Annotated in this window: 18 protein-coding genes; 3 read left to right on the top strand and 15 right to left on the bottom strand. The window is 69.2% G+C overall.

The genetic code is table 11. From position 1 onward, the window contains the following. Positions 1 to 9 precede the first annotated feature (9 nt). Genes pyrF through pyrR form a run of 8 tightly spaced genes read right to left on the bottom strand, consistent with a single transcriptional unit; the run spans position 10 to position 9,628 of the window. Positions 10 to 849 carry an orotidine-5'-phosphate decarboxylase gene (gene pyrF, locus ACZ5BU_RS23215; protein ID WP_465701990.1) on the bottom strand — a complete coding sequence of 280 codons (840 nt, stop codon included), beginning with the start codon at positions 847 to 849 and terminating at the stop codon, positions 10 to 12. Next, positions 846 to 1,919, bottom strand: coding sequence for a quinone-dependent dihydroorotate dehydrogenase (locus ACZ5BU_RS23210; RefSeq protein ID WP_465701989.1), 1,074 nt, complete (start codon positions 1,917 to 1,919; stop codon positions 846 to 848). Before ACZ5BU_RS23210 ends, pyrF begins: the two co-directional genes overlap by 4 nt. Continuing rightward, a complete protein-coding gene (carB, locus tag ACZ5BU_RS23205; RefSeq protein WP_465701987.1) occupies positions 1,912 to 5,214 on the bottom strand; it encodes a carbamoyl-phosphate synthase large subunit in 3,303 nt (1,100 codons plus the stop codon). The genes ACZ5BU_RS23210 and carB overlap by 8 nt, the downstream gene beginning before the upstream one ends. Next, positions 5,214 to 6,335, bottom strand: coding sequence for a glutamine-hydrolyzing carbamoyl-phosphate synthase small subunit (gene carA / locus ACZ5BU_RS23200; protein ID WP_465701984.1), 1,122 nt, complete (start codon positions 6,333 to 6,335; stop codon positions 5,214 to 5,216). The genes carB and carA overlap by 1 nt, the downstream gene beginning before the upstream one ends. Beyond that, the gene (locus ACZ5BU_RS23195) at positions 6,332 to 6,817 is read right to left on the bottom strand and encodes a PH-like domain-containing protein (RefSeq protein WP_465701982.1); all 486 of its coding nucleotides are present in this window, start codon (positions 6,815 to 6,817) and stop codon (positions 6,332 to 6,334) included. Before ACZ5BU_RS23195 ends, carA begins: the two co-directional genes overlap by 4 nt. Beyond that, complete coding sequence (locus ACZ5BU_RS23190) at positions 6,814 to 8,106, bottom strand: dihydroorotase (protein ID WP_465701980.1); 1,293 nt, start codon at positions 8,104 to 8,106, stop codon at positions 6,814 to 6,816. The genes ACZ5BU_RS23195 and ACZ5BU_RS23190 overlap by 4 nt, the downstream gene beginning before the upstream one ends. Then, positions 8,103 to 9,038 (bottom strand): aspartate carbamoyltransferase catalytic subunit, encoded by a 936-nt coding sequence (locus ACZ5BU_RS23185; RefSeq protein ID WP_465701978.1) that lies wholly within the window; start codon positions 9,036 to 9,038, stop codon positions 8,103 to 8,105. Before ACZ5BU_RS23185 ends, ACZ5BU_RS23190 begins: the two co-directional genes overlap by 4 nt. Then, a complete protein-coding gene (gene pyrR, locus ACZ5BU_RS23180; protein ID WP_465701976.1) occupies positions 9,035 to 9,628 on the bottom strand; it encodes a bifunctional pyr operon transcriptional regulator/uracil phosphoribosyltransferase PyrR in 594 nt (197 codons plus the stop codon). The genes ACZ5BU_RS23185 and pyrR overlap by 4 nt, the downstream gene beginning before the upstream one ends. Positions 9,629 to 9,832: 204 nt before the next feature. Between pyrR and bldD the strand changes: the two genes are divergently transcribed. Further along, positions 9,833 to 10,348 carry a transcriptional regulator BldD gene (gene bldD / locus ACZ5BU_RS23175; protein ID WP_141851350.1) on the top strand — a complete coding sequence of 172 codons (516 nt, stop codon included), beginning with the start codon at positions 9,833 to 9,835 and terminating at the stop codon, positions 10,346 to 10,348. A 152-nt stretch (positions 10,349 to 10,500) separates the two neighbouring features. Here bldD and nusB read toward each other — a convergent pair whose 3' ends face one another. Beyond that, positions 10,501 to 10,911, bottom strand: a complete 411-nt coding sequence (gene nusB / locus ACZ5BU_RS23170) for a transcription antitermination factor NusB (RefSeq protein ID WP_465701974.1) — start codon at positions 10,909 to 10,911, stop codon at positions 10,501 to 10,503. 24 nt (positions 10,912 to 10,935) lie between these two features. After that, entirely contained in the window at positions 10,936 to 11,499 is a 564-nt protein-coding gene (gene efp, locus ACZ5BU_RS23165; RefSeq protein ID WP_465701972.1) for an elongation factor P, read from the bottom strand. A gap of 134 nt (positions 11,500 to 11,633) precedes the next feature. On the opposite strand from efp, the gene ACZ5BU_RS23160 reads away from it, so the two are divergent. Beyond that, positions 11,634 to 12,500: a hypothetical protein gene (locus ACZ5BU_RS23160; protein WP_465701970.1), complete on the top strand. Its 867-nt coding sequence runs from the start codon at positions 11,634 to 11,636 to the stop codon at positions 12,498 to 12,500. Here the strand turns inward: ACZ5BU_RS23160 and fxlM are convergent. Together fxlM and ACZ5BU_RS23150 are read right to left on the bottom strand one after the other, a co-directional pair. Then, positions 12,460 to 13,596 carry a methyltransferase, FxLD system gene (fxlM, locus tag ACZ5BU_RS23155; RefSeq protein ID WP_465701968.1) on the bottom strand — a complete coding sequence of 379 codons (1,137 nt, stop codon included), beginning with the start codon at positions 13,594 to 13,596 and terminating at the stop codon, positions 12,460 to 12,462. The two genes, ACZ5BU_RS23160 and fxlM, sit on opposite strands and share 41 nt — an antisense overlap. 2 nt (positions 13,597 to 13,598) lie before the next feature. After that, positions 13,599 to 14,096: a MarR family winged helix-turn-helix transcriptional regulator gene (locus ACZ5BU_RS23150; RefSeq protein ID WP_465701967.1), complete on the bottom strand. Its 498-nt coding sequence runs from the start codon at positions 14,094 to 14,096 to the stop codon at positions 13,599 to 13,601. Positions 14,097 to 14,209: 113 nt separating this feature from the next. Between ACZ5BU_RS23150 and ACZ5BU_RS23145 the strand changes: the two genes are divergently transcribed. Then, a complete protein-coding gene (locus ACZ5BU_RS23145) occupies positions 14,210 to 15,316 on the top strand; it encodes a zeta toxin family protein (RefSeq protein ID WP_465701965.1) in 1,107 nt (368 codons plus the stop codon). Positions 15,317 to 15,331: 15 nt separating this feature from the next. Here the strand turns inward: ACZ5BU_RS23145 and ACZ5BU_RS23140 are convergent, their stop codons facing one another. The 3 genes from ACZ5BU_RS23140 to ACZ5BU_RS23130 form a co-directional block, all read right to left on the bottom strand. Further along, positions 15,332 to 15,925 (bottom strand): helix-turn-helix transcriptional regulator, encoded by a 594-nt coding sequence (locus ACZ5BU_RS23140; protein ID WP_465701963.1) that lies wholly within the window; start codon positions 15,923 to 15,925, stop codon positions 15,332 to 15,334. A 69-nt stretch (positions 15,926 to 15,994) separates the two neighbouring features. After that, entirely contained in the window at positions 15,995 to 16,432 is a 438-nt protein-coding gene (aroQ, locus tag ACZ5BU_RS23135; protein WP_465701961.1) for a type II 3-dehydroquinate dehydratase, read from the bottom strand. A 10-nt stretch (positions 16,433 to 16,442) separates the two neighbouring features. Further along, positions 16,443 to 17,564, bottom strand: coding sequence for an FAD-dependent oxidoreductase (locus ACZ5BU_RS23130; protein ID WP_465701959.1), 1,122 nt, complete (start codon positions 17,562 to 17,564; stop codon positions 16,443 to 16,445). Between the last annotated feature and the right edge of the window lie 8 nt (positions 17,565 to 17,572).

Raw genomic sequence — 17,572 nt, 5'->3', positions numbered from 1 at the left:
CGAGGGTACTCAGTAGCCGAGCACCGCCCGGTACGCGTCGTTGGCACGGGCCGCCGCGTCCTGTAGGGCCTTGGCGTCGGGGCCGGCGGTCAGGATCTCGCGGGAGCTGGACGGTACGACGTTGTGCACGGCCGGACCGAACACCTTCGTGAGGCTGTCGGCGGTGCCGCCCTGGGCGCCGAGGCCCGGGGCGAGGAGCGGGCCGTTGATGTCCAGGTTCTCGTCGATGGAACTGATGGTCGCACCAACGACCGCGCCGAACGAGCCGAGGCCGTCGGCGCCGGCGTTCAACTCGCGCAGACCGTCGAGTACGGCGCCGGCGACGGTCGGGCCGTCGGCGGTCCGGGCCGACTGGAACTGCGGGCCTTCCGGGTTCGACGTCAGCGCGAGGACGAAGAGCCCGGCGCCGGCTTCCCGCGCCTCGTCGATCGCGGGCTGCAGCGAACCGAACCCGAGGTACGGGCTGACCGTCAGCGCGTCGCACGCCAGCGGGCCCTTCTCGGACAGGTACGCCGACGCGTACCCGGCCATCGTCGTACCGATGTCACCGCGCTTCGCGTCGATGATCACCAGCGCGCCGGCGTCCCGGAGCCGGATGGTGGCCTGCTCGAGTACGGCGACCCCGGCCGACCCGAACCGCTCGAAGAACGCGGACTGCGGCTTGAACACCGCGACCCGGTCGGCGAGCGCGTCGACCACGCCGTACGTGAACGACGCCAGGCCCTCGACCGTGTCCGGCAGGCCCCAGGCGTCCAGCAGGTGCGCGTGCGGGTCGATGCCGACGCACAGCGGACCACGGGTGTCCATCGCGGCGCGCAGCCGGGCGCCGAACGGCTTGTTGTTGCTCATGGCAAGCTCCTGTTGATCTGGCGGATCAGTCCCGGGCCTTTGTAGATCAGGCCGGTGTAGACCTGGACGAGGCTGGCGCCGGCGTCGAAGAGGCGGGTGGCATCGGACGGTACGAGAATGCCGCCGACTCCGATGATCGGCAGCGCTCCCCCGGTCTGCGCGTGGATGTGCGCAACGACCTTGGCCGACGTCTCGGTCAGCGGGCGGCCCGACAGGCCGCCGGTTTCCGCGGCGAGCGGGTGGGTTTCGACGCCCGGGCGGCCGATCGTCGTGTTGGTGGCGATGATGCCGGCGACGCCGGTGTCGGTGCAGACCTGGAGGAGTTCGTCGATCGCCGTGGTGGTCAGGTCGGGCGCGATCTTCACCAGGACCGGCTTCGGGGCGAGACCGGAGACGGTCAGCGCCTGGGCCTCGGTGCGGAGGGCGGTCAGAAGTTCTTTGAGGTGACCGGCGTCCTGCAGTTCGCGGAGGCCGGGGGTGTTCGGGGAGCTGACGTTGATTGCGAAGTAGTCCCCGTAGCGGTAGAGGCGGCGGAGCGAGGTCACGTAGTCCTCGACTGCGTCGTCCAGTGGGGTGATCTTGGACTTCCCGATCGAGATCCCGAGCGGGTAGCCGAGGTCGCCGTACGCCGCCAGCCGCTCGGCCAGCGCGGCGCTGCCGCGGTTGTTGAACCCCATCCGGTTGATCACCGCCTCGTGCTCGACGAGGCGGAACAGGCGCGGCTTCTCGTTCCCCGGCTGCGGATGCGCGGTAACCGTGCCGACCTCCACGAACCCGAACCCGACAGCAGGCCAGGCGCGCAACGCGATCCCGTTCTTGTCCATCCCAGCCGCCAGCCCAACAGGCGACGGGAAACGCACGCCGAACACGGTGCGGGGCGTGGCAGAACCGGCTGCGCCGAACAGGCGGGCGCCGGCGCGCGTCGCGCCGGGGATCCGCTCGAGGAGGCGGAGGCCGGCGAGCGTCTGCTCGTGCGCAACCTCCGCGTCCCCGCGCCCCAGCCGGTAGAGCACCGGCCGTACGACGCGCTCGTACGCCGACCGTCGCGGTCGTACTGCCAACTCAGGCACCGTGGATCCTCGGGACCCAGTCCTGCAGCGACCGGACCGCGATGTCGCCGGCGCGTTGGGCTTCGATGCCTTGTACTGCGGCGGCGAGGCCCTGGACCGTGGTGATGCAGGGGATGTTGCGGGCGACCGCCGCGCTGCGGATCTCGTACCCGTCCAGCCGCGGCGAGCCGCCCTGGGTGATGCCGATCGGGGTGTTGACGATCAGGTTGAGCTCGCCGTCCTGCACCATCTGGACGATCGTCGGCTCACCGTTCGGCCCCGGCCCCTGGCTGCTCTTCCGGACCGTGACAGCCTCGACCCCGTTGCGCCGCAGTACGTCCGCCGTGCCCTCGGTGGCGTAGATCTGGAACCCGAGGTCCGCCAGCCGCTTGACCGGGAAGATCATGTGCCGCTTGTCCCGGTTCGCGACCGACACGAACACCTTGCCGTCGGTCGGCAGCGGCTGCGACGCACCGGCCTGCGACTTCGCGAACGCCGTACCGAACGTGTCGTCGATGCCCATCACCTCACCGGTGGACCGCATCTCCGGGCCCAGCACCGTGTCCACCGACGCGCCGTCGATGGTCCGGAACCGGTTGAACGGCATCACGGCCTCCTTCACCGCGATCGGCGTCGACGCCGGCAACGTTCCGCCATCCCCGGAGGCCGGCAGCATGCCCTCGGCCCGGAGCTCCGAGATCGAAGCACCCAGCATCACCCGGGCAGCGGCCTTCGCCAGCGGCGTAGCGGTCGCCTTCGACACGAACGGCACCGTCCGCGAGGCCCGCGGGTTGGCCTCCAGTACGTACAGCACGTCGCCGGCCAGCGCGTACTGCACGTTCAGCAGCCCGCGGACGCCGACCCCGCGCGCGATCGCTTCGGTGGACCGCCGGATGTTCTCGATGTCGGCGTTCCCGAGCGTGATCGGCGGCAGCGCGCACGACGAGTCGCCTGAGTGCACCCCGGCCTCCTCGATGTGCTCCATCACGCCGCCGAGGAACAGCTCGTCGCCGTCGAAGAGCCCGTCGACATCGATCTCCACCGCGTCGTCGAGGAACCGGTCGATCAGCACCGGGTGCTCGAACGCCTCCCCGCCGCCGAGCCGCTCGATCGCCGCACTGAGCTCGGCCGCGCTGTAGACGATCTCCATCCCGCGTCCACCCAGCACGTACGACGGCCGGACGAGCACCGGGAACCCGATCTCCTCGGCCACCGCCTGCGCCTCGTCCGCGGACAGCGCCGTACCGTGCTTCGGCGCCGGCAGCTGCGCGTCCGCGAGCACCTTCCCGAACGCACCGCGCTCCTCGGCGAGGTGGATCGCCTCCGGCGACGTCCCGACGATCGGTACGCCGGCGTCCGCCAGCCGCTGCGCCAGCCCGAGCGGCGTCTGGCCGCCGAGCTGCACGATCACGCCCGCGACCGGTCCGGCCTGCAGCTCGGCGTGCACGATCTCGAGCACGTCCTCGCAGGTCAGCGGCTCGAAGTACAGCCGGTCGGAGGTGTCGTAGTCGGTCGAGACCGTCTCCGGGTTGCAGTTCACCATCACGGTGCAGTACCCGGCCTCGCGCAGCGCCATCGACGCGTGCACACAGGAGTAGTCGAACTCGATGCCCTGACCGATCCGGTTCGGCCCGGAGCCGAGGATCAAGACGGCCGGCTCGGTCCGCGGCGCGACCTCGGTCTCCTCGTCGTACGAGGAGTAGTGGTACGGCGTCTCCGCCTTGAACTCGGCCGCACACGTGTCGACCGTCTTGTACACCGGCCGGATCCCGAGGGCCTGCCGCACCCCTCGGACGACGTCCTCGGTCAGCCCGCGGATCTCGGCGAGCTGCAGGTCCGAGAACCCGTGCCGCTTCGCGAGCTTGATCACCTCGGGCGTGAGCCGCGGCGCGGCCGCGACCTGCAGCGCGGTCTCGTGGATCAGGTACAGCTGGTCGACGAACCACGGGTCGATCTTGGTCGCATCGAAGATCTGCTCGGGCGTGGCGCCCGCGCGGATCGCGTCCATGATCGTCCGCAGCCGGCCGTCGTGCGGCGTCTTGATTGCCTCCAGCAACGGCTCGAGCTCACTCGCGGCGTGACCGGCCCAGGAGAACCGGGCCTCCGGCTTCTCCAGCGAGCGCAGCGCCTTCTGCAGCGCCTCGGTGTAGTTGCGGCCGATCGCCATCGCCTCGCCGACGCTCTTCATGTGCGTGGTCAGCGTCGCGTCCGCGGCCGGGAACTTCTCGAACGCGAACCGCGGCACCTTCACCACCACGTAGTCCAGCGTCGGCTCGAAGCTGGCCGGGGTCTGCTTGGTGATGTCGTTCGGGATCTCGTCCAGCGTGTAGCCGATGGCGACCTTCGCGGCGATCTTCGCGATCGGGAACCCGGTCGCCTTCGACGCCAGCGCGGACGAGCGGGACACCCGCGGGTTCATCTCGATCACGATCAGCCGGCCGTCGGCCGGGTTCACCGCGAACTGGATGTTGCAGCCGCCGGTGTCGACGCCGACCTCGCGGATGATGCCGATGGCAAGGTCCCGCATGACCTGGTACTCGCGGTCGGTCAGCGTCATCGCCGGCGCGACCGTGACCGAGTCACCGGTGTGTACGCCCATCGGGTCGACGTTCTCGATCGAGCAGATGATCACGACGTTGTCGGCCTTGTCGCGCATCACCTCCAGCTCGTACTCCTTCCAGCCGAGGATCGACTCCTCGATCAGGACCTCGGTCGTCGGCGACGCCTGCAACCCGGCGCCGGCGATCCGGCGCAGGTCGGCCTCGTCGTACGCCATCCCGCTGCCGACACCGCCCATCGTGAACGACGGCCGGACGACCAGCGGGTACCCGAGCTGGTCCGCGGCCCCCATCACGTCGTCCAGCGCGTGGCAGATCACCGACCGGGCCACCGACGCGCCGAGCTTCTCGACGATCTGCTTGAACGACTCCCGGTTCTCACCGCGCTGGATCGCGTCGACGGAGGCGCCGATCAGCTCCACGCCGTACTTCTCGAGTACGCCGTTCTCGTGCAGGGCGATCGCCGCGTTCAGGGCGGTCTGGCCGCCGAGGGTGGCGAGCAGCGCGTTCGGGCGCTCCTTCTCGATCACCTTCTCGACGTACTCCGGCGTGATCGGCTCGACGTACGTCGCGTCGGCGAACTCCGGGTCGGTCATGATCGTGGCCGGGTTGGAGTTCACCAGGACGACCCGGAAGCCCTCCTCGCGCAGCACCCGGCACGCCTGGGTCCCGGAGTAGTCGAACTCACAGGCCTGACCGATCACGATCGGGCCGGAGCCGATGACGAGCACCGACTCGATGTCTGTGCGGCGGGGCATCAGGCCCGTCCTTCCATCAGCTCGACGAAGCGGTCGAACAGGTACGCCGAGTCGTGGGGACCCGCCGCCGCTTCAGGGTGGTACTGCACAGAGAACGCGAGCACCCGGCCGTCGTGGCCGGTGAGCTTGAGTCCTTCGACGACGTTGTCGTTCAGCGAGACATGGCTCACCTCAGCCGTGCCGTACGGCGTCTCGACCGTTTCCTCCAGAGGCGCATCGACCGCGAAGCCATGGTTCTGCGCGGTGATCTCGACCTTCCCGGTCGCGCGATCCAGGACCGGCTGGTTGATGCCGCGGTGCCCGTACTTCAGCTTGAACGTCCCGAGCCCGAGCGCCCGCCCGAAGACCTGGTTCCCGAAGCAGATCCCGAAGTACGGCTTGCCGCGCTGCAGCAGCTCCTTGAGCAGGTCCGTCGGGTGCTCGGTGGTCTCCGGGTCGCCCGGGCCGTTGCTCATGAAGATGCCGTCCGGGTTGACCGCGAGGATGTCCTCCAGCGAAGTGGTCGCCGGCATCACGTGGACCTCGATGCCACGCTCGGACATTCGCTTCGGTGTCATCGACTTGATCCCGAGGTCGACGGCCACCACGGTGAACCGTTTGTCCCCTTCAGCGGGGACGACGTACGGCTCGAAGGTCGTCACCTCCGATGCGAGGTCGGCCCCGACCATCGGCGGCTGCTCGAGGACCTTCTTCAACAACTCACCGGCGTCCAGGATCTCGGTGGAGATCCCGGCCCGCATCGCACCGCGCTCGCGCAGGTGCCGGGTCAGCGCCCGGGTGTCGATCCCGGAGATCCCGACGACGTTCTGCGCCTGCAGCTGCTCGTCGAGCGAGCGCTTGGCGCGCCAGTTCGACGGCACCCGGGCCGGGTCGCGGACGACGTACCCGGCGACCCAGATCTGCTGCGACTCGTCGTCCTCGTCGTTGATCCCGGTGTTGCCGATGTGCGGCGCGGTCTGGGTGACGATCTGCCGGTGGTACGACGGGTCGGTCAGTGTCTCCTGGTAGCCGGTCATCCCGGTGGTGAACACCGCCTCGCCGAACGTGGATCCGGTCGCCCCGTACGACGTACCGGCGAACGCCCGGCCGTCCTCGAGGACGAGCAGCGCTGGCTGGCTCATTGTGCTCCGATCAAGGTCGAGATGGATGCGGTGAGGGCGGCGGTGTCGGCCTTGCGACGCGGGCGGAACCCGGTGTCGAGCTCGCGGCCGTCGTGGGTCCAGGTGACCACCACCAGGCCGGACTTCTCCGCGGTCACCTTGCCGGCGATGCCACGGTCGGTCCGGACGGCGGTCAGGTGGTCCGCGGGGATGAAGACGTCCGCCGCGCCCTGCCGGTGGAAGATCAGGCCGTCCGCGCTGACGGCCAGGTCCGCGACGCTGCGGACGCCCAGTTCGTGGACGGCGATCCGGTCCATCCAGTCGCCGGCGCTGGTCGTGGCGACGTACACACCCTCGACCCCGCGCGTGTCATCAGCCGGAGCCGTCGGCAGCGGCGCGAGGTCGGCCTGTCGCGCCTGCCGGTTGCGCCAGCCGCGATACATACCGAAGTAGCCCGCCGCCAGCACCAGCAGCGTGCCGAGAATGCCCAGGAAGGCCTTCACCGGGTCAGCTCACCGTCCAGGACGGTCGGCGTACCGCGCAGGAAGGTCGCGACGACCTTGCCCGGCAGCGTCATCCCGTCGAACGGCGTGTTCCGCGACAGCGACACCGACTCCTCGGGTACGACGGTCCGCTCGACCCGCGGGTCGTACAGCACCACGTTCGCGGGCGCACCGGCGACCAGCGGCTGCCCGTGGTCGGGAGCCTGACCGATCGCGGCCGGGCGGTAGCTCATCCGGTCCGCGACGTCGGCCCAGGTGAGCAGCTTGGTGTCGATCATCGCGTGCTGTACGACGCTCAGCGCCGTCTCCAGCCCGGTCATCCCGAAGGCGGCCGCGCTCCACTCGCAGTCCTTGTCCTCGACCGGGTGCGGCGCGTGGTCGGTGGCGACGATGTCGATCGTGCCGTCGGCCAGGCCCTCGCGGACCGCCTCGACGTCCTCCTTGGTGCGCAGCGGCGGGTTCACCTTGTACACCGGGTTGTAGGAGGCGGCCAGGTCCTCGGTCAGCAGCAGGTGGTGCGGAGTGACCTCGGCGGTCACCTCCAGCCCGCGGCGCTTGGCGGCGCGGACGATCTCCACCGAACCCTTCGTGGACAGGTGGCAGACGTGCAGCTTCGAACCGACATGCGCGTTCAGCAGGATGTCGCGGGCGATGATCGCCTCCTCGGCGACACTCGGCCAGCCGGTCAGGCCGAGGACGCCGGACAGGGCGCCTTCGTTCATCTGCGCGCCCTGCGTCAGCCGCGGCTCCTGCGCGTGCTGGGCGATCACGCCGTCGAACGCCTTCACGTACTCGAGCGCGCGACGCATCAGCGCGGCGTCCCAGACACAGTCGCCGTCGTCGGAGAACACCCGGACCCGCGCGGCCGAGTCGGCCATCGCGCCGAGCTCCGCGAGCTGAGTACCCTTCCGGCCGACGGTGACCGCGCCGATCGGGTACACGTCGGCGTACCCCGCGTCGCGGCCGAGCCGCCAGACCTGCTCGACGACGCCCGCGGTGTCGGCGACCGGGTCGGTGTTGGCCATCGCGAACACCGCGGTGAACCCGCCCTTGGCGGCGGCCCGGGTACCGGTGAAGACGGTCTCGGCGTCCTCGCGGCCCGGCTCCCGCAGGTGCGTGTGCAGGTCGACCAGCCCGGGCAGCGCGACCAGGCCCGCGGCATCGATGCGCGTGGCGCCGTCCGGTACGTCGAGGTTGGTGCCGACAGCAACGATCTCGCCGTTGTCGATCAGCAGGTCCGCCACGTCACCGCCCACGATGCTCGCGCCGGTGATGAAGTATGCGGTCATGCCGTGGGTTCTCCTTCGTTCGTACCGGACAACAGCAGGTAGAGGACGGCCATCCGGATCGCCACGCCGTTCGTGACCTGTTCGACGATCACCGAGCGGGTCGAGTCGGCGACCTCGGCGCTGATCTCCATGCCGCGGTTCATCGGGCCGGGATGCAGCACGATCGCGTCGTCCGGCAGCTGTGCCATCCGGTTCCGGTCGAGCCCGTAGCGCCGGGTGTACTCGCGGGCGCTCGGGAAGTACGCGTCGTTCATCCGCTCCCGCTGCACCCGCAGCATCATCACCGCGTCGCTCTTCGGCAGCACCGAGTCGAAGTCGTACGACGTACCGCACGGCCAGGTGCTCATGTCGACCGGCAGCAGCGTCGGCGGGGCGACCACGGTCACCTCGGCCCCGAGCGTGGACAGCAGCAGGACGTTGGACCGGGCGACCCGGGAGTGCAGGACGTCGCCGACGATCGTGATCCGGCGGCCCTCCAGCGAGCCGAGGTGGCGGCGCATCGTGAACGCGTCCAGCAGCGCCTGCGTCGGGTGCTCGTGGGTACCGTCGCCGGCGTTCACCACCGAACCGGTCATCCAGCCGGACTTCGCCAGCAGGTGCGGCGCGCCGGACGAACCGTGCCGGCAGACGACGCCGTCGGCGCCCATCGCCTGCAGCGTCAGCGCGGTGTCCTTGAGGCTCTCGCCCTTGCTCACGCTGGAGCCCTTGGCGGAGAAGTTGATCACGTCCGCGGACAGCCGCTTGGCGGCGGCCTCGAACGAGATCCGGGTCCGGGTGGAGTCCTCGAAGAACAGGTTCACCACGGTCCGGCCGCGTAGCGCGGGCAGCTTCTTGATCGGGCGGTCGGCCAGCGACCGCATCTCCCCGGCGGTGTCGAGGATCAGGTTCGCCTCGTCCCGGCTCAGGTCGGCCGCGCTCAGCAGATGCTTCACTTCGCCCCCTTGTCGGCAATCAGGACGGCGTCTTCTCCGTCGAACTCGGTCAGGTGCACGGTGACCCGCTCGACCAGTGAGGTCGGCAGGTTCTTGCCCACGTAGTCGGCGCGGATCGGCAGTTCGCGGTGGCCGCGGTCGACCAGGACCGCGAGCTGGACGGCGCGCGGACGGCCGAGGTCGCCGAGGGCGTCCAGGGCCGCGCGGATCGTCCGGCCGGAGAACAGCACGTCGTCGACCAGCACGACGACCTTGCCGTCGATGCCGTCCGCCGGGATGTCGGTGTGTTCCAGGCCGCGGGGTGGTTTGAGACCGATGTCGTCGCGGTACATGGTCACGTCGAGTGACCCTGTCGGTACGCTCTGCCCCTCGACGGCCTGGATCCGGGCCGAGACGCGCCGCGCCAGCGGGACTCCACGGGTGGGGATGCCGAGCAGGACGACCGGGTCGGCACCGCGGTTGCGCTCGAGGATCTCGTGCGCGATCCGGGTCAGTGCCCGGGAAATGTCGGAAGCGTCGAGAACTTCGCGGCTGCTGCGCTCCAGCGGCTGCGCGAACTCGGGTTGCTCTGCGCTCTGGGCAGGGCTCATCGCTACCGTTCCTCCTTTTCTGTCTCTCGGGACAGGTCTTTAAAGGACGTTCGGACCGGTTGACATGGTATCGGATGTGACACGCCGTCTTGACGCTGGCCTCACCCCCAGAATATTGTTACTCTGTGTAATCGAGGGGGGTTCACCAGAACCGGGCTGTTCCGGCAGGCCGGAATGACGAACTAGTCGGAGGGAAGAACCAGCGTGCCTAGCGAATACGCGAAGACACTGGGTGGCAAGTTACGTGCCATCCGCCAGCAGCAAGGACTGTCGCTGCATGGCGTGGAAGAGAAGTCCAAGGGTCGCTGGAAGGCGGTCGTCGTCGGCTCGTACGAGCGTGGCGATCGAGCCGTCACAGTCCAGAAGCTCGCGGAGCTCGCCGATTTCTACGGCGTGCCCATCCGTGAACTGCTGCCTGGAAACGCCAGCGCGGCTGCTGCGGCTGCCGCTCCTCCCCGGTTGATCCTCGACCTGGAGGCTCTGCAACACCTCGACGCGAGCGAGGCCGGTCCGCTGACGCGGTACGCGGCCACGATCCAGGCTCAGCGTGGGGACTACAACGGCAAGGTGCTGTCGATCCGTCAGGACGACATGCGGACGCTCGCGGTGATCTACGACGAGTCTCCGACGACGCTGACCGAACGCTTCATCTCCTGGGGTGTGCTGAACCCAGAGGCGAAGGGTGACGTCGAAGAGTCGTCCGAGGCCGCCGGCGCCTGATTTCAGGCGAAGGCAAACCAGACGGTCGGGGCTTGTAGCAGCTGGCCCACGGCCGCCCGCCTTCCCACACCACCGCGAAAAGGTGGCCCGGGACCGTACCGAGACGGTCACCGGGCCAGGTAGCGAAGTAGAGGGTCTCGCCCCCTCCGACCTCAGAGGCCGAGTGTCGGCTTCAACTGCAGCAACCGGGCCAGCAGCCCGTTCACGAACGTCGGGGACTCGTCGGTCGACAGGTCCCGCGCCAGCGCCACCGCCTCGCTCACCGCGACCACGTCCGGGACCTGGTCGTCGTACAGGAGCTCGTAGGCACCGATGCGCAGGATGTTCCGGTCGACGGCCGGCATCCGGTCCAGCGTCCAGCCCACCGAGTGGGTCTCCAGCAGGTCGTCGATCTGCTCGACGTGTTTCGCGACCCCTTCGACCAGCGCCACGGTGAACTCGTTCACCGGCGGGTCGTTGTCGGCCACCCGGTCGGCCAGGGTGCCGCCGACCGGCAGCCCCCTGACCTCGGACTCGAACAGCACGTCGAGGGCGCGCTTGCGGGCCTTGCTCCGGGCAGACATGTTCTCTTTTGCCGACTCTCTGGGTCAGGAGTTGACGCGGCCGAGGTAGTCCCCGGTCCGGGTGTCCACCTTGACCTTCTCGCCGGTGGTCAGGAACAGCGGGACCTGGATCGTGTAGCCGGTCTCCAGCTTGGCCGGCTTGGTGCCGCCGGTGGACCGGTCGCCCTGCAGACCCGGCTCGGTGTACTCCACGAGGAGCTCGACCGAGGCCGGGAGCTCGACGTACAGCGGGAGGTCGTCGTGCACCGCGACGATCGCGTCCTGGTTCTCCAGCAGGAAGTGCACGGCGTCGCCGACCACGTCCGGCTGCAGCTGCAGCTGGTCGTACGTCGACTTGTCCATGAACACGTACGCCGAACCGTCGTTGTACAGGTAGGTCATGTCGCGCTTGTCGACGGTCGCCACCTCGACCTTGACATCGGCGTTGAAGGTCTTGTCGACCACCTTGCCGGAGAGCACGTTCTTCAGCTTGGTGCGGACGACGGCGCCGCCCTTGCCCGGCTTGTGATGCTGGAACCAGACGACGGACCACAGCTGCCCGTCCAGGTCGAGCACCATGCCGTTCTTGAGGTCGTTCGTCGTTGCCACGCGGGTAAGCCCTTCGAAATCGATCAGCGGTAACACGTGATTGTAGCGGTCGGACCTGGCTTCCTCCGATTCGGCGGACCTGCGTTGGCCGTAGGCTGGCTTTGATCGTCCACCGAGTGCCAGGAGGCCGTGCGATGACGGGGTTCGTGATCTTCGTCGTGGTGATGATCGTGCTCGGTCTGATCAACAAGGCGAAGCAGCAGTCCGGCGGCCGTAACGCCAAGCCGAACGCCAAGCAGCGCCAGCGGATGCAGGCGCTGGTCGAACGGATCCAGGCGCAGCAGGGCGGCAACCAGCCGATCCAGTTCCAGGGCCAGTACACCCAAGCCGCCCGTCCTGGCGGACCTCCTCCGGCCCCCGCGCCGGGTCAGTCGTCATTCCCGGCCCAGGCTGGTGCCCCGCAGGGCAGCCAGCAGGCCGCGGCCGTGCTGCAGCAGCTGCTTCAGCAGGGCCGGCAGGCACCCCGACCGGGCGAGTGGGCTCCCCCGGGTCAGGTACCGACCCAGCCGTACGCACCGACGGCGTACCAGGCGCCCGGTCAGTTCCAGCCGGCTCAGCAGTTCCCCGTGCAGTACAACCCCGGGCCTTACCAGCCGCCCGCGCATCGCCCGCCGCAGAACAATCTGCCGGCCCCGCGGCAGGACCTGGACACCCGGGTACGGGAGCTGATGAACGCGGGCAACGAGGTCGGCGCCGTCCGGTTGCTCAGCGAGGAACGCCAGCTCGGCATCCTCGAGGCGCAGCAGTACGCACGTTCCCTGGTGACGCCGCCGTCCACTCGGTCCACTTCCTCCGTACCGAACGAGCCCGACGAGGATGACGGGCGCTACGTCGGTTCCGCCGCGTTCGCGGAGTCGATCTTCAACCTGGACGACCGCGAGGACAACGTCTGGGCCAGCGGCTGGGTGGACACGCCGGAGCCTGACGACCGGTCCGACATCGACGAGCTCTGGCAGACCGTCAGCAACCCGCCGCGGCCGGCTCCACCCACTGCACGGTGATGGAGCTGTGCCGTCGGGCAACGTGAAAGCCCGCCGGCGGTTCAGCACCTACCGCATGCACCTGAAACGTCGGCTGTTTACCGCCCCACGCACGCATCTGCTCGAGCATGCGGTCCATCAAGAGGCATGCGTCCGGCCCGTGACCACTGCAGCCCAGCTCGACGAGCGACTCGTCCCGGCCCGCCCGCGTGGACACGTACGCCAGGCCGTCCGCAGTTGCGACGGCCGCCACCCACGGCCACTCGTCGCCAGTGAGAACGCAGTAGCCGGGCAGTGTGCTCGCAAGCCACAGGTACAGATCGAGCAGCGGCTCCTCGCGAGGTACCTGGATCCCTGACCAGCTCTGCTCACGTCGCAGCCTCAGTACGTCCTCCGGCGGGTGTGGCTCGTCCTCCTGGTCCTCGTCGAACGTCAGACCCGCGTCGTACCGCTCGTAGTGCGCACCAGCTCCCTGCATGCTCACGAACCCGCACATCGTCGTGGACCTGCTTTCCAGGTGTTCCCCCACCTGGTCGAAGGCGATCGACCGCGTCTGCCCACGCAACCGCAGCGGTACGACGATCCGCCCGTCCGGCCGTAGTTGCCGCAGCCACGCGGGCGCGATGTCCCACGCCGTCACCGTGACCACGATCCGGTCGTACGGCGCCGCGTCCGGCCAACCGAACTCCCCATCAGCTCGTACGACGGCCACATCGCCGTACCCGGCCTCGTCGAGCGACGCCCGCGCCCGCTTGGTCACGTCCGCGTCGATGTCGACGGTGGTCACGGCACCGTCCGGGCCGGCCAGGTCCCGCATCAGCGCGGCGTTGTAGCCTCCGGATCCGATCTCGAGCACCCGGTCCCCCGGCCGGATCGCGGCCTGCTGCAGCATCAGCGCGACAATGCTCGGCTGCGACACGGAGCTCGTCAGCACCCCGGCCTGGTCCTGCTTCATCGGTACGACGTCATCGGCGTACGCGAGCTGCAACGGGACGTGCGGCACGAACAGATGCCGCGGTACCGCCTCGAACGCGGCGGCGATCCGTACGTCGCGGATCGTCCCGGCCGACACCAGGTGCTGGACGAGGGCCGTTCGCAGTGATGCCGCGCCGGTCATGGTCAGTCCCGCTTGTCCCCGAGCGATTCCAGCAGCGTCCGCAACAGTCCCGCCAACTGGTCGCGCTCGGTCTTGGACAGGCCCGCCAGCAGCTGCTCCTCGGTGTCGACGTGGGTCGGCAGCACCTTGTCGATCAGCTCGAGCCCCTCGGGCGTCAGCGTCACCTGTACGCCGCGGCGATCCGTCTCGCTCGGCGCCCGGGTGACCAGGCCGCGCGCCTCCAGCCGGTCCAGCCGCTGGCTGATCGCGCCCGAGGTGACCATCGACGCATGCATCAGCCCGGCCGGGGTCAGGCTGTGCTCGGGGTTGCTGCGCCGCAGCGTGGCGAGCACCTCGAACGAGGCGCGGTCCAGGTCGTGCTTGGCGAAGTTCCGCCGCAGCTCGGCGTCGAACAGCGCGCCGAGCCGGCTCATCCGGCCGATGATCCCCAGCGGCGACGCATCCAGGTCCGGCCGCCGCTCGCGCCACTGCTCGAGCACCAGGTCGACGTGATCTGCCATCCGTCCACCCTAACGCCAACTCACTTAGCGCTGAGAGAGTTGTCGGCCGTGAACGTTTCGACCACGACGAAAAGTCCGCAGGCTGACCCATACCGGTTGCTAGCTTGCCGAACATGGCTCAGGACAGAGTGCGTCCACTGCTCACCCAACAGCAGCACGGGGAGCATTTCGCCCGGGTGGTCGCGCCGGCAGTGCTCGGCGCCGCCGAACAGCGCGACGCGCCTGTCGCGGTGCTCCTGCACGGCCAGCCGGGTATCGGGAAGTCGACGTACGCCGAGACCCTGCAGGCGCAGGTGATCGGTGGCGGCAAGGTCCGTCCGCTGCATCCACGCTTCGACGAACTGCGCAGCGGCGACGAGCGGCAGCAGAAAGAGCTCGACAAGGCCGTCGACGACGACACCAAAGAGTGGACGGCGATGCTGGTCGATCACGCCCGCGACAACAGGCTCGACGTGGCCATCGACTCGAACCTGGCGGGCCAGAACCGGCTGAACGACTTCGTCGAACAGCTGGGCCGGCCCTCGGACGTGGCGGATCGTCAGCCGCACCGCATCGAGGTGCACTCCGTCGCAGGTCCGCAGTGCGTGAGTGAGGTGCGCGCTCTGGACCGCTTGTTGCAGGAGTCCTTGGCGACCGGCGAGAAGGCGCCGTACTGCATGCAGGAGATCCAGGACAAGAACTTCGACGCCACCCTCGAATCCGCCGTGGCAGTGGACGAGAGTACGCAGATATCCCGTGCGGAGGTCCGGTCCTGGTGGGACCAGAGCCAGGTTCTGCACGAGCAGGACTTCGTCGACGGCCGCTGGGCCGACGGTCCGGGTTTCGCCGACGCCGTTGTGCAGGCGCGGACCGGCGAACTCACCGGCGAACAGCAGCAGTGGTTGCTGCAGACCACGGAAAAGCTGGCCGTCGGGCTGGGCGACGAATTCCATGGCCAGAGCTACCTTCCCGAGCTGCATCGGGCCTGCACCGACGCGCGGGCAGTGTTCCCCGAGCAGGGTGCCGCGCGAGACCGGCTGGAGACCGTCGTCGCGGCCGTCGATCCCGAGGCGACGCCGCAGGCCAGAGGAGCGCTCAGGGACGCGTTCAAGGCTCGGATGCTCACCGATACCAACAACGTGCGGCAGTCTGGCACGGCCACCGGCAAGACAACTGATCAGCAGACGCGGCCGGGCGCCGCACTCCATCGGAACAAGCCGGAGCCTGTGCGTGGCGTCTGATCACGCGTCGCTCTGTCAGATGAGGCCTTGGCGGAGGGCGTAGGCGACAGCGTGCGAACGGTTCCGGAGCTGAAGGCGGCTGGTGACGTCGTGGAGGACGTTCTTGACCGTCCGCTCCGAGTATGAGAGCTCGCGGGCGATCTCCTGCGTGTCCTTGCCATCAGCAACCAACCGCAGGACCTGGGTCTCGCGGTCCGACAGTCCGGCGCCGGGCAGCCGGTGCACGCTCGACGGCTGACCGAGCAGCCGGCCCATGAGTCCGGCGGGCAGGTTGCCGTCACCGGCAGCCGCCGCCTGCACCAGGTGCACGATCCGGTCACCGGTCGCCTCGGTACGACGCAGTACGCCGCAGACACGGAGCTGGACGGCGGTCATCAGCGCGTCGTCGTCGATCGAGTTGCCGATCAGCACGATCCGCCGGCAACCGCGCTGCGTCGCGGCCCGCAGGACCTGAACGGCACCGGCGTCGAGCGCGTCGACGGCGACCAGTGCGACCGCGGCCGCCTCCGGTTCGTCGATCAGCCGGACCTCCGGACGATGCCCCAAGGTGTACACCAGGCCGAACTGCGAGAGCGGGTCGAGCGCCTTCACCCAGACCGGAATCGTCATCCTTGTCCCCCAAACCCGAGCGTCCTGAATGCCGCCCACACTCACCTGATGCCCGATCGGGCACTTTGGTTACGACTCGAGGGTGGTGAGCGCGCGGAGGGCGAGGCGGTAGGAGTCCAGGCCGAAGCCGGCGATGGTGCCGGTGGCCACGCCGGCCACGACGCTGGTGTGCCGGAACTCCTCGCGGGTGGCCGGGTTGGTCAGGTGGATCTCGATCAGCGGTGCGGTCCGCTGGGCGATCGCGTCGCGCAGCGAGTACGAGTAGTGGGTGAAGGCAGCCGGGTTCAGGACGACGGGGGTCCGGGTGTCGGCGGCCTCGTGCAGCCAGCCGACCAGCTCCGCCTCGTCGTCGGTCTGCCGCACCTCGACGTCGAGGCCGAGCTCGGCGCCGGTCTTCTCACACACGCCGACCAGCTCGGCGAACGTCGTCGTACCGTACTTCTCGGGCTCTCGTGATCCCAGCCGGCCGAGGTTCGGACCGTTCAGCACCAGCACGCGGTTGCTCACATCCATCACCCTACAGTTTCGCTCCGGGAGCGAACGCCGGCAGCCTTTCGAGACTGCTGCGCACGGCCTCGGCGCCGTACTCGAACATCTGCCGCTCGTAGTCGCCGACCGCATCGAGCAGGCTCTGGCGGCCTTCGTCAGCCTCGATCAGGCAGCAGCGCAACAGGTCGGCATCGCGCAGCGCGGTATTCGCACCGTTGCCGCCGGTGGGCGAGGTGGCGTGGATCGCGTCGCCGAGCAACGTGACCGGACCGGACGCCCAGCGCTCACCGGGCTTGACGACCCGGATCGACAGCAGCGTGCTGTTGTCCGGGTCGGCCTGCTCGATCAGTGCGCGCAAATCCGGATGCCACCCGTCAATCCTGGACAGTACGGCCTTCTGCGCGGTCAGGTCCGCACGGGAATCGTGAGGCGGCAGGATCATCGCCCAGCGAACGTAGTCGCCGACGTCCGGCAGCGCGACCTCAGGGGCGAGGCGCTCGGCGGCCTGCTTCGGCGGCGTCCGGAAGCGCATCGCGCCGAGCAGCAGGCTGACGCCGTCACCCGCGATCTTCGAACCGTACGCCTTCGACAAGCCGGCGAACTCGTCCGTGAGCGGGGTGCGGCCGATGACGAACCGGACGCCGGTGTCGGTCGGAACGGTTTGCGGCGACAACACCCCGCGGACCGCCGAGGTGACACCGTCCGCGCCGACGAGCAGGTCGGCAGTAACCGGGTCCCGGCGGGCGAACTGAGCCTGGACAGCACCGTCGGCCAGCACGTCGTAGCCGGTGAGCGCGGCATCGGTGTGGACTGTCAGGCCGGTCAGCAGCAGGTGCCGCAGCACCTGCCGATCTACCACGATGCCGGTCCGGCTCGCGCCGAGCCTACCGAGCTCGTTCAGCTGCGGATCCAGGATCAGCTGCTCGGCCGAGGCTTCCATCACGATCTCGTCCAGCAGCGGGTGCCAGCGCTCCGGCAGGCAGTCGCGCACCGCCTGGAAACCGATCGGGTTGAGGACGAGCCGGTAGCCCTGGAACCGCGCGACGATTCCCGGATCGCGCTCGAACACGTCGGCCTCGATCCCGGCAGCACGCAGACCCTGCGCGAGCGCGAGACCACCCAGACCGGCTCCGGCAACGGATACCCGCATCACACCTC

The organism is Kribbella sp. NPDC031520, from assembly GCF_055580825.1.
The sequence above is the reverse complement of the archived record's forward strand: the minus strand, read 5'-3'. Positions and strand labels throughout refer to the sequence as shown.